The organism is Rhodospirillales bacterium, assembly GCA_018666775.1.
GTDB lineage: Bacteria > Pseudomonadota > Alphaproteobacteria > SMXQ01 > SMXQ01 > JABIXC01.
In genome coordinates, this window is the sequence record JABIXC010000015.1 from 44,182 (window position 1) to 55,385 (window position 11,204).

Consider the following 11,204-nt stretch of genomic DNA (forward strand, 5'->3'; position numbering starts at 1 on the left):
TTGGACAGAGTCATTTTACGGCTTATCCCTTATGGTTGGCGTGAACAACGAAACAAGGCACTGCCCACGATGATCCATCTTGAAGATGTTCGCCTGGAACTGCAATCACGCGCTGGCCCCGTCGAAATTTTACGCGGCGCAAACCTTGATGTCGGGGATGGCGAGGCGGTGGCCATTCTGGGGCCATCGGGGTCCGGCAAATCAACGCTCTTGATGGTCATTGCCGGATTAGAGCAGCCCAATGCCGGGCGCGTTGAGGTTCATGACCAAGACCTTATCGCCATGGGCGAAGATGATCTGGCAGGGTTCCGCCGCGATCACGTGGGCATTGTGTTTCAATCGTTTCATCTGGTGGCCGCCATGACCGCCCTTGAAAATGTCGCCGTTCCCCTGGAACTCGGGGGGGTGGACAATGCATTTGAACGGGCCCGCGCCGCATTGGTTGCCGTCGGGCTGGAGGCACGGCTTGAACATTATCCGGCCCAACTATCGGGTGGCGAACAGCAACGGGTTGCCATTGCGCGCGCCTTTGCCAACCGTCCGAAATTGATCCTTGCCGATGAACCCACGGGCAATCTTGATCGTGACACCGGCAAGGTTGTCATTGAATTGCTGTTCAAGATGCAACAAGAAACCGGGGCAACCCTATTGCTGATTACCCATGATCCGGCGTTGGCCAAACGATGCGGGCGCACCCTTTACATGGTTGATGGCGGCATTCGGCCTGATGAAAGCCCAAAAACGTGATCCAGAAAAGGGCATTGATCCGCACAATTTTAGCCTTTGCCTTTCGCGATCTTCGCGGTGGCTTTCAGGGGTTCAGGGTCATGGCGCTGTGCCTTGCCCTTGGGGTTGGGTCAATTGCCGCCATTGGGTCTTTCACTGCCGCTGTGCGCGATGGCATTGCCCGCGATGCCCGCATCCTTTTGGGGGGTGATCTGGACCTGCGCCTGATCCACCGGGTTGCCAGCAAAGAGCAAAAGACATGGCTGTCATCACGGGCCAATATTTCCGCCGCCACCCGCATGCGGGTTATGGCTGAGCGCATCACAACAGGGGATGCGACCCTGAATACAGAACGCAAACTGCCAGAACGCAAACTCGTTGAATTAAAAGCCGTCGATGCGGCGTATCCGTTGTTCGGCAACGTCCGTCTGGCCCCTGCGGGAGACCTGCACCGGGCCATTGCGCAAAACCCCGATGGCAGTTTTGGGGCAGTGGCTGTATCGGAGCTGACAGCGCGCCTTGGCATTAAGCCCGGCGACCGGTTTCGCATTGGTAAGGCCATCTTTGTGCTGAAAGCACAATTATTGCTGGAACCCGACCGGGGGTCCGGGCTGTTTCGATTTGGCCCAAGGGTGATGGTATCCCAAGCCGCCATGGCCGCCACCGGGCTGGTCCAGCCGGGGAGCCTGATCCGCTATCACACCCGGGTAAAATACACCCCCGGCACCGATGGGCAGGCCTTTGAGAGCGCATTGCTGAAAGCCTTTCCCGATGCCGGTTGGCGGCTTCGCAATACCACCAATGCAGCACCCAGAATCCAGCGGTTTTTGGATCGGGCGGCTTTGTTTTTTACCCTCATAAGCTTAACCGCCCTTTTGGTGGGCGGCATTGGCGTCGCCTGTGCCGTCACCGGTTATCTGGGGGGGAAACGCCACACCATTGCCACCTTTAAATGTTTAGGTGCCACGGGTGATTTTATTTTTGCAGTCTTTGCCACGGAAATTGCCATCGTTGCCCTCGCCGGAATTTTAATCGGGCTGGTCGCAGGCGCAATGCTTCCCATCCTCACCTTGCCCTATCTTGCAGGGCTTTTGCCTGTGACCCCGGTCTCTGGCATTTTTCCTCCAGCGCTAATCACCGCCGCGATCTACGGCGTTGCGGTCACCATTTTGTTTTCGCTCTGGCCATTGGCCCGGGCACGAACCACAAGTGCGGCCAGCCTGCTTCGCGGGCTGGTCTCCGATGATCGATTTAGGCCAGACCCCAAAACCCTGATCTGGCTTTTCGGTGCGGCGATGGTGATCGCCGGGTTGGCCTATACGACCGCCATACGCCCGCGCTTTGCCGTGTGGTTCATTCTGGGCACCCTTATTGTCTTTCCATTGTTTCATGGGATGGGATTGCTTTTACAATCAGGCGCGCGCCTTGCAGCACGCCGGTTGGCACGATGTACCAGGCCTTGGCCCCGGCTTAATCTTGCGCTTGCCAATGTCCATCGGCCGGGTGCGCCAACACCCACAATCGTTTTGGCGTTTGGCGTTGGGCTGACCCTGTTTGTGACCCTGATCATGGTTGAAGGCAATTTGCGCAATCAGATCAACCACCGTCTGCCTACCAAAGCCCCGGCATATTTCTTTATCGATATTCAGCCGGGTCAGGTGGCAGCCTTTGAAAAAACCGTTCGGGCCATCGAAGGCACCGGGGCCATTCAGCGCATGCCGACCCTCAGGGGGCGCATCATTGCCATAAATGATGCACCCATCACCCTGTCAAAGGTGCGGCCCGGAACGCGCTGGGTGGTGCGCGGCGATCGTGGCCTGACCTATACCGATGCCATGCCTGAAGGCACAGAAATCGTTACTGGGAAATGGTGGCCAAAAAATTACAAAGGGCCAGCCCTCATGTCCATTGCGCACCAGTCCGCCCGGGGGCTGGGCATCGGCATTGGCGATACCGTGACGTTAAACATCCTTGGCCGCAAGGTGACCGCGCGCATCCAAAACACACGGCGCGTGGATTGGGCACGGTTGGGGCTTAACTTCACAATGATTATGTCGCCGGGCATTCTGGATGGTGCACCCCACACCCATGTCGCCATCGTCAATGCCACCCCAAAAAGCGAAACCGCACTGGTTCGCGCCATAAGCGGCCAGTTTGACAACATCACCGCCATTGGCGTGCGCGAGGCATTACAAATGGCCGCAGGCATGCTGGACCATCTGGCAGGGGCGGCACGGGCCACCAATGTGTTGACCTTGATGGTTGGCATGCTGGTGCTGGCAGGTGCCATCGGGGCGGGACGCCGGGAACGGGTACGCGATGCGGTCATCCTCAAGGTTGCCGGCGCAAAACGCCGCGATCTTGGTATTGCCTACATAATCGAGTATGGCATTGCCGGTGGGGCTGCGGCCCTGTTAGCGGCCATTCTGGGCACGGGTGGGGGGTATTTCATCCTGACCCGGATTATGGATCAGGGCTGGATATTTCTAGGCCCAGAGATCGCTTTGACCGTTATTGGGGCCGCTTGTGCGATCACAATCCTTGGATTCATTGGAACCTGGCGGGCATTGGCCCAAAAACCTGCGGTCATTTTGCGCGATGATCGTTTTTAATTATAACAAATGCCCCTTGAAAGCTTTCAATTCAATGACATATTGTTGTCTTAATCGGGCGCAAAAATGTAGCCCTGAACACTTTCAACCAATTGAGGTTTTCTATGCTTGGTTCTGACAGACGCACGATGACCCGCGCCGAAGCTGAAGCCGCCCAGATCGATGTCGGTCTGCGCCAACACATGCTTCAGGTATACAACTACATGGCATCAGGCGTTGCCCTGACGGGGATCGTCGCCTATGCCGCATCCCACACCCCTGCCCTGATGCAGGCTATCTTTGGCACCCCCCTTCAATGGGTCGTCATGCTGGCGCCACTGGCTTTTGTGATGGTGTTAAGCTTTGGCATTAATCGCTTGTCCCTGTTTACAAGCCAATTGCTGTTCTGGCTTTTTGCCGGGGTCATGGGATTGTCCCTATCGAGCATTTTTCTGATCTACACGGGAGAATCTATCGCCCGGGTTTTTTTTATCACCGCCGCATCCTTCAGCGCCCTTAGCCTGTATGGCTACACCACCAAAAGAGACCTTGGCCCCATGCGTTCATTTTTGGTCATGGGCTTGATCGGCATCATCATCGCCTCAGTTGTGAACATGTTCATGCAAAGCTCTGCCATGCAGTTTGTCATTTCGGTGGTTGGGGTTTTGGTGTTTGCCGGGCTGACTGCCTATGACACCCAGCGCATTAAGTTGATGTACATGGAAAGCGATAGCCATGAGACCACTGGCAAAAAAGCCATCATGGGTGCGTTGACGCTTTATCTGGATTTCATCAACCTGATGATTATGTTGCTGCATCTTTTCGGCAACCGCCGATAACAAAACCCAAATATTTAACTACCAAATTTCAATTAATGGGCTGGGGCCATTCCCCGGCCCATTTTTTTATGCACGTCAGATGAAGGTGCTGGCACATGACGAAGGGACCGAACATGAACGGTGACAGGTTTTTTTCCGGCGTGTTCAAAATTAACGATCAGGGGAAAATGCGCCCCCGCCTTTAACGGTGCTGCCAACCCCATTAGCATGGCGTGATGGCCGCCTGGCTGAAACGTAAATTGCACGCCGGGTTTCAGTGCGATGCCGCCTTTAATCTCGCGCATACGCATGACGCCACCCGTCATTGTGTGGGAATGAATTTCTGCCCGTTTGGCGATCGGCGTTGAAATGCCAATCAATTTATCTGCGCGGTGGCCATTTTGAATTGAAAAATATGCAGCGCCATTGTGGGCCATCCCCGCACTGGCACGGGCCCATGCATTGCTGACGGTTACCATTTCCGCACCATCAGAACGCGACCGAAAGAGTGTCAAAATGATGATGGTTAGAACGATGGTAACAATGAACATTAGAATATTTTTCAAGATCAGATTCCTTTAAAGATGGTCGCTAAAGACGGGCGGCAATTTCACGGGCCAGAATTTCAGGTTTAATGCCCGCGCGAAACAGGGCCCGCAACTGGCCATCGGGCCCCATAAGATACATAAACGATGTGTGATCCATCAAATATTCCTTGCTGTCCTTCCCGGAGCCCGGGGCCTTGCGGGCAGAGACCTTGTAGGCTTTGGCAATGGCGGAAATTTCTTTCTGGCTTCCAGTCATTCCCACAAGCCTGGGATGAAAGGCAGCAACATACGGTGCCAGTTGGGTGGGCGTATCACGGGCGGGATCAATGGTGATGAAGACGGGCACCAGATTTGATGCTTTTTTACCAAGAATATCCACTGCCCGGGCAATGATCTGGAGTTCTGTTGGGCAAACATCAGGACAAAACGTATAGCCGAAAAACACCAACATATTTCGCCCGTGAAAATCCGTGTCCCGGACACGCTTGCCAGTATGATCGGTCAGGGTAAAAGCGCCGCCAAATTTAACATCCCCTGTGTTCACCACCCCGGATTGGGATTTTGACGTTGTGCTCGGGGGGGCCACCCGTACAAGAGACACCAATCCCCAAGCCACCAAAACACAGGCGACAATTCCAATGACAAAGATTGATGCAGTTCGGAAACGCATAATGGCCAACTTTATAACGGGTCAAGTGATCGGTGTTCTAGCGGATTTTTAAAAATTAATCTCAGGTGATTGTGCTGCCCTGATCATTCGTTTGACGCCATTCTTGTCTTGCATGACGGATGACCTGAAATGACGCAAACAATGCCAAGCCCGCCATGATGATGGCCACCAAAAGATCGGGCCAGTTTTGGCCTGTATAGAAAACGCCGCTGGCCGCAATCATGACCGCAATGTTGCTGATGGCATCATTGCGTGAACACAGCCAAACGGAGCGCATGTTCGCATCGCCTTCGCGAAAGCGATAAAGCAGAAATGCCGAAAAAACATTCGCGATAAGCGCCAACATCCCAATTGATCCCATAATCACGGCAGACGGTTTTCCCGTTACAATAAAGGACCATATCGTGGCACCCACCACCCAAAGGCCAAACAAGCCCATAGAGACACCCTTGACCATGGCGGCACCCGTGCGCCACTTCATGGCAAGGCTTAGGACAAACAATGAAATTGCATAACTTGCGGAATCACCCAGAAAATCAAGAGCGTCCGCCTGTAGGGCGACAGAAAAAGCCGTGATCCCGGCGCTGCCTTCGATCACAAACATGGAAAGATTGACCACCAACACCGTCCACAAAACCCGCCGGTATGCGGGTGTTGTTGCCACCACGTCCCCGCAGCAATTATCCGGCGCGTCGTTCATCCCATGTCCTCTTCTTCCATGGGGCCTTCATCCATGGGTTCCCCAACGTGGTCCATCATATCGGCCACCACGGTTCGGATATGCGCATCCGCCGCCGTATAAAACATATGCCGCCCCTGACGGGTTGCCCGCAGAATCCGGGCCGCACGCAACAAACGCAGATGATGGGAAACCAGCGATTGAGACGCGCCGGTAATTTTGGTCAATTCCCCCACCGAAACCGGGCCATCCAGACAGCTGATCAGAATGTTGAGCCGGGTCGGGTCCCCCATAAGACGGAACATTTCCGCCATTTCTATTCGTTGGTCGCTGGTCAGAGCCATTCAACACCTATAATATATGAACACGTATTCATATATTATAGGTGTTGAGGCTGCAAACCCTATTTATCGGACCAAGGATTGTTTAAAATCAGGCTGACTTGACTTCCCCCCGGAGGCTGGCCACACATATAGAGATAGAACAGACAGAAAAACAAAGGACATAAGGAAATCATGAAGCCGGTATTTCTAAATTACGATCTGCCCAGTCTGGAACTTGAATATTCCGGGTCCGAACGCGAACGACATCTAGACCCTGCCAAAGCAAAACGCGAAGCCCGGATCAATGCCCAGAATGCCACGATTATTGAAAACCGGCCCCGGTTGCTGGATTTCGTGTATGGCACCCATCCCCGCCAACGCATTGATTATTTCCCGACCGAAGATCCCTTTGCCCCCCTGTTTGTGTTCATCCATGGCGGATACTGGAAGACCCGGAACAAAAACCTGTTTTCCTATCTGGCCCCTGCCTTTATCGACAACGGCGTCAATTTTGCCGCCATTGGCTATCCCCTAGCACCTGAAGTTCGCATGACAAAAATCGTTGAAAGCTGCCAGCGCGCCATTCACTGGCTTCTTAATTATCCAAGCGGTTTGCGCTTTGACCCAACCCGGCTTCATGTCGGGGGCCATTCCGCAGGCGGCCATCTTGCAGCCATGATGGCCGCCACCGATTGGCGCCATTATGGCCTGCCAGAAAACACCATTAAAAGTGCGACCTGCATTTCTGGCCTTTATGACCTGCGGCCACTGGCGCTCTGCCGACAGCACCGTGATCTTGGCCTTGATGATGCAGAAGTGCGCGCCCTTTCACCCCTTAACCTTGCCCCACCACACCCCATACCGCTCATTTCTGCTGTCGGCAGCAAAGAGGGAGATGAGTTTTTGCGCAACGAACAAGCGCTCGCCCGCACCTGGAAGGGCCGGGGACTACGGGTTTCAAGGCCCAAGGCACCGGGTTTTTACCATTTTAATGTTTTGGATGAACTGGCGAGGCGCAAAAGTCCTCTGATGAAAGCCGTCATGGGCATGATTGCCCGAAAATAACGGCCAATTGACGCACCGGGTTTGATCAGCATAGAGTCTTCCAAAGGCTTTCTAATAAGGCCAATAAATAACACGGGGTCACCTTTGGCCCCATAAGGGAGAACGTTATGTGCGCAAGTCCAGTTTTCAAACAAGTTGTGCCCGCCGACAACACCATGTCAGAAGCTGAATGGGCAACAAGGGTTGACCTTGCGGCCTGTTACCGGCTGGTTGCCCATTTCGATATGGATGATCTTTTCGCCACCCATGTTTCGCTTCGGGTGCCGGGTGCCGAAGAACATTTCCTGCTCAACCCCTATGGCGTGTTGTTCAGTGAAATTACCGCATCAGATCTGGTCAAGGTGGACATTAATGGCACCATCGTTCAGGAAACCGATCACGTGATCAATCCCGCTGGCTTTGTCATTCATTCGGCAATCCATGCATCACGCCCCGATGCCAAATGCGTACTGCACACCCACACCGTGGCAGGCATGGCCGTATCAACGCTGATCAATGGGCTGGAGCCCATCACCCAAAAGGCAACCCGTTATCACAAACGTGTCGCGTATCATGATTTTGAAGGCAAGGCCCAGGATCTGGATGAACGGGAACGTCTGGTGCGAGACCTTGGCCAGCTCAATTATCTGGTGCTTCGCAACCACGGGCTTTTGGTCTGTGCGCCAACCATTGGCCGGGCCTTCAAGGAAATCTATGCCATGGAAAAAGCCTGCAAAACGCAACTGGCTATTCAGGCGACCGGGGAAAAAATAACCTCCATGAGCGATAATCTGCTGGAATTTACGGCTGAACAATTTGCCAATGATGCCGTGCCCAGCAAGGAACGCCCCGATGGGTTTCCGTCATTGAAGGCCATGTTGGATCGGATCAATCCTGGATACGACGCCTAACGCCTGTTAGGCACACCGGTTAACGCCTGTTAGGCGATCCCGATTGGGGTCACCTTGTTTTTGGCCTCACCCAGTTCTTCGATGCGAGAAAGAATTTCGGTGTCGACAACCGGTTTTGAGAAGAAAAATCCCTGACCGTATTCGCACTGCACATCACGAAGCAGGGTCACCTGTTCGGGCTGTTCAATGCCTTCGGCAACAATATCCAGGCCCAAGTTGTGGGCAAGGCCCGCAATGGCGCGAACAATTTCCATGGACCCCTTATTCATGGTGGCCGTTGACACGAATGAACGGTCAATTTTCAAGGTATCAATATGGAACCGATGCAAATAGCTGAGAGATGAATACCCGGTACCAAAATCATCAATGGCAATTTCAAGGCCCAACGCCTTAACACCGTTAAGGGTCACCGCGGCGCGCGATGGGTTATCCATCAAGAGGCTTTCCGTAATTTCAAGCTTGATCTGTTCTGGGTTAACCCCTGTGTCATCGATGATGTTCGAAATATTGCGCACCAGATCAATGTCTGAAAACTGCCTGGACGACAGATTGATAGACATAAACAACAAGGGCGCATTCGGATCGACCGCGTTTAATTTTTTCTGAAAGGAAAGAAGTGCCTTGCATGATTCTTCCAAAACCCACAAGCCCATGGGAATAATCAAGCCGGTTTCTTCAGAAAACCCGATGAAATCGTTTGGATATAAAAGGCCGCGCTCTGGATGATCCCAGCGCAAAAGGGCTTCAAGCCCGGCCATGGCACCCGTCCGAAGATCGAGAATTGGCTGGTAATGAATAATGTTTTCTTCGTTTATCAACGCCTTGTTGATTTCATTCTCGAATTTAAGTTTTCGCATGGCCCGTTCGCGGTGACGCGGCAAGGAAACATCCTTCTCAAGCACAGATCCGACAACGTTAGAATCATCTGCTTCCCTGCTATGGCCAAGAAGTCGGCTTTGGGAATCCCTGAAACGCTCCAGAATATTTCTTGTAAAGAAGGTAATAAGCGGATCGGCCTGTTCCAGTTTTTCACGCAGTTGATCCAGACTGATCACAACGACCACGGTTTCTTCGGTGGTCATGGCAGACGCGCTACGCAATTCACTGTCCACCAGAGCCATTTCCCCGAACAGGTCACCTTCGCCAAGACTTGAAATGGCGATTTTTCTGCCCTGATGCAGGGTTGATATCTCAACCGCACCCCGCTCAATCACATAGGCGCAACTGCCGGGCTCACCTTCTCGAAAAACGTGAGAGCCAGACGGGTATTCCTCTCTGTAGACCGATTCTTTAAGCATGGGGGCACGCATCTGATTTTTATCCTGCTTGGATGTATTTGCCTGATTTTCCCTCAGGAATCTGAATATTTGGTTACTGAGCCCCTAACCAAGTATCATCAGGGTGCAATTCTCTGGTTTCTGCTCTGGTTTTTATTGTTTGAATTTTGCGATCTGAAAAAGGAAGTAAGAAAAATGGCAACTCGAAAAGCTAGTGCCGGCCCGAAAGTCGGAAACAAAACCCGCAAAAAAAGCGCCACAGAACAAATAACCAGGCAAAAAACCAGGCAGAAGGCCCTAAAGCAAAAACCGAATAATGAACTTTCATTTCTCGATCAATCCTTTCTAACCAGCCCTGATGCCCGTGCATTGCGCATTCTTGCTGAATATCTGGAACCAGAAGCAAGATTCAAGGCCGCCGGCATTCAAGATACCATCGTATTTTTCGGCTCAGCCCGTATACAGGAGCGCAAAAAGGCGGAAAGGGCATTGAAATCAGCTCTGAATAAAAAAATCGGGGTCGCCGCCGCACGCCAGCGTCTGCGAACGTCGCGCTATTATGAAGAAGCCCGTGAATTATCCCGACGTCTGACGGAATGGTCAAAAAGCTTAGAAAAAGGTCAGCGCTATGTTGTCTGCACCGGGGGAGGGCCTGGCATCATGGAAGCCGCCAATCGGGGCGCCCATGATGCAAAGGGAATTAACATTGGCCTCAATATCGCCCTACCGTTTGAGCAAGCCCCAAATCGGTATATCACTCCGGAACTGTCCCTTATGTTCCATTACTTTTTTATGAGAAAATTCTGGTTTGCCTATTTTGCCAAAGCCATGGTGTTCATGCCGGGCGGGTTTGGCACGCTGGACGAAGTGATGGAGGTTTTAACGCTCTGCCAGACCCTCAAGCTGAAGAAACGCATGCCCATCGTACTTTACGGTCAGGATTTCTGGCGTAAAGCCCTGGATCTGAACAGCATGGTAGGGGCGGGCACCATTGCCCGAAAAGACCTGGACCTGATCCAGAGGGTAGACAGTGTGGATGAGGCCTTCGATTTCATTACCAAAGATTTATCTAAAAATACGGCCGGCAAGCCAGGGGGAACCCTGGAACATTGGCACGATATTGTTTCCCCCATTAAAACATAAAGAAAAGCGGCAGCCCCTTAGGACTGCCGCTTTCAAAATAAAACCTCGCTTAACTTAAAGCAAAGCTGTTAGGCAGCCCGGCGCACCTTACGACGATTCTTCGCGGGACCTTTACGCATAATCTTACTTGAAGAAACCTGCTTGCGCAGCTTACTAAGCTGTTTATGAACAGGGTTCGAAGCCTTCTTCGCTGCAGTTTTTCGAGCAGGCTTTTTCTTCTTTGCTGCAGGCTTTTTCTTCTTAGCTGCAACTTTTTTCTTGGCTGCGGGCCGCTTCTTCGCTGCAACCTTCTTCTTGGCTGCTGGCTTTTTCTTCTTAGCTGCAACTTTTTTCTTCGCTGCTGGCTTTTTCTTCTTAGCCGCAACTTTTTTCTTCGCTGCGGGCCGCTTCTTGGCTGCAACTTTCTTCTTCGCTGCTGGCTTTTTCTTCTTAGCCGCAACTTTTTTCTTCGCTGCGGGCCGCTTCTTGGCTGCA

Annotated in this window: 11 protein-coding genes and 1 pseudogene; 6 read left to right on the forward strand and 6 right to left on the reverse strand. The window is 52.7% G+C overall.

Annotation, left to right across the window (positions count from 1 at the left end; genetic code table 11):
- Positions 1-69: 69 nt before the first annotated feature.
- The 3 genes from HOJ08_07550 to HOJ08_07560 all read left to right on the forward strand — a co-directional run bounded on the left by HOJ08_07550 (position 70) and on the right by HOJ08_07560 (position 4,156).
- Positions 70-747, forward strand: coding sequence for an ABC transporter ATP-binding protein (locus HOJ08_07550; GenBank protein ID MBT5673287.1), 678 nt, complete (start codon positions 70-72; stop codon positions 745-747).
- Positions 744-3,338, forward strand: a complete 2,595-nt coding sequence (locus HOJ08_07555) for an ABC transporter permease (protein MBT5673288.1) — start codon at positions 744-746, stop codon at positions 3,336-3,338. The genes HOJ08_07550 and HOJ08_07555 overlap by 4 nt, the downstream gene beginning before the upstream one ends.
- A gap of 128 nt (positions 3,339-3,466) precedes the next feature.
- Positions 3,467-4,156, forward strand: a complete 690-nt coding sequence (locus tag HOJ08_07560) for a Bax inhibitor-1/YccA family protein (GenBank protein ID MBT5673289.1) — start codon at positions 3,467-3,469, stop codon at positions 4,154-4,156.
- A 32-nt stretch (positions 4,157-4,188) separates the two neighbouring features.
- On the opposite strand, the gene HOJ08_07565 is transcribed toward HOJ08_07560, so the two are convergent.
- From HOJ08_07565 to HOJ08_07580, 4 genes are all read right to left on the reverse strand, one after another.
- Positions 4,189-4,701, reverse strand: coding sequence for a copper chaperone PCu(A)C (locus HOJ08_07565; protein MBT5673290.1), 513 nt, complete (start codon positions 4,699-4,701; stop codon positions 4,189-4,191).
- A gap of 25 nt (positions 4,702-4,726) precedes the next feature.
- A complete protein-coding gene (locus tag HOJ08_07570; GenBank protein ID MBT5673291.1) occupies positions 4,727-5,353 on the reverse strand; it encodes an SCO family protein in 627 nt (208 codons plus the stop codon).
- 61 nt (positions 5,354-5,414) lie between these two features.
- Positions 5,415-6,053: a cation transporter gene (locus HOJ08_07575; protein MBT5673292.1), complete on the reverse strand. Its 639-nt coding sequence runs from the start codon at positions 6,051-6,053 to the stop codon at positions 5,415-5,417.
- Complete coding sequence (locus HOJ08_07580) at positions 6,050-6,370, reverse strand: winged helix-turn-helix transcriptional regulator (GenBank protein MBT5673293.1); 321 nt, start codon at positions 6,368-6,370, stop codon at positions 6,050-6,052. The genes HOJ08_07575 and HOJ08_07580 overlap by 4 nt, the downstream gene beginning before the upstream one ends.
- A gap of 177 nt (positions 6,371-6,547) precedes the next feature.
- On the opposite strand from HOJ08_07580, the gene HOJ08_07585 reads away from it, so the two are divergent.
- Both HOJ08_07585 and HOJ08_07590 read left to right on the forward strand, forming a co-directional pair.
- Entirely contained in the window at positions 6,548-7,420 is an 873-nt protein-coding gene (locus HOJ08_07585) for an alpha/beta hydrolase (protein MBT5673294.1), read from the forward strand.
- A 107-nt stretch (positions 7,421-7,527) separates the two neighbouring features.
- Positions 7,528-8,310 carry a class II aldolase/adducin family protein gene (locus HOJ08_07590; GenBank protein MBT5673295.1) on the forward strand — a complete coding sequence of 261 codons (783 nt, stop codon included), beginning with the start codon at positions 7,528-7,530 and terminating at the stop codon, positions 8,308-8,310.
- A 29-nt stretch (positions 8,311-8,339) separates the two neighbouring features.
- Here the strand turns inward: HOJ08_07590 and HOJ08_07595 are convergent, their stop codons facing one another.
- Positions 8,340-9,620: an EAL domain-containing protein gene (locus tag HOJ08_07595; GenBank protein MBT5673296.1), complete on the reverse strand. Its 1,281-nt coding sequence runs from the start codon at positions 9,618-9,620 to the stop codon at positions 8,340-8,342.
- 162 nt (positions 9,621-9,782) lie between these two features.
- On the opposite strand from HOJ08_07595, the gene HOJ08_07600 reads away from it, so the two are divergent.
- Positions 9,783-10,730 (forward strand): TIGR00730 family Rossman fold protein, encoded by a 948-nt coding sequence (locus HOJ08_07600; protein ID MBT5673297.1) that lies wholly within the window; start codon positions 9,783-9,785, stop codon positions 10,728-10,730.
- Positions 10,731-10,900: 170 nt separating this feature from the next.
- Here HOJ08_07600 and HOJ08_07605 read toward each other — a convergent pair.
- A pseudogene (locus tag HOJ08_07605) lies at positions 10,901-11,204 on the reverse strand (hypothetical protein).

What these genes read in the sequence shown, in the direction of transcription:
- HOJ08_07595 (MBT5673296.1), bottom strand. Translation starts at nt 9,620, where the DNA reads ATGCGTGCCCCCATGCTTAAAGAATCGGTCTACAGAGAGGAATACCCG.
- HOJ08_07560 (MBT5673289.1), top strand. Translation starts at nt 3,467, where the DNA reads ATGACCCGCGCCGAAGCTGAAGCCGCCCAGATCGATGTCGGTCTGCGC.
- HOJ08_07570 (MBT5673291.1), bottom strand. Translation starts at nt 5,353, where the DNA reads ATGCGTTTCCGAACTGCATCAATCTTTGTCATTGGAATTGTCGCCTGT.
- HOJ08_07590 (MBT5673295.1), top strand. Translation starts at nt 7,528, where the DNA reads ATGTGCGCAAGTCCAGTTTTCAAACAAGTTGTGCCCGCCGACAACACC.
- HOJ08_07550 (MBT5673287.1), top strand. Translation starts at nt 70, where the DNA reads ATGATCCATCTTGAAGATGTTCGCCTGGAACTGCAATCACGCGCTGGC.
- HOJ08_07575 (MBT5673292.1), bottom strand. Translation starts at nt 6,053, where the DNA reads ATGAACGACGCGCCGGATAATTGCTGCGGGGACGTGGTGGCAACAACA.
- HOJ08_07585 (MBT5673294.1), top strand. Translation starts at nt 6,548, where the DNA reads ATGAAGCCGGTATTTCTAAATTACGATCTGCCCAGTCTGGAACTTGAA.
- HOJ08_07600 (MBT5673297.1), top strand. Translation starts at nt 9,783, where the DNA reads ATGGCAACTCGAAAAGCTAGTGCCGGCCCGAAAGTCGGAAACAAAACC.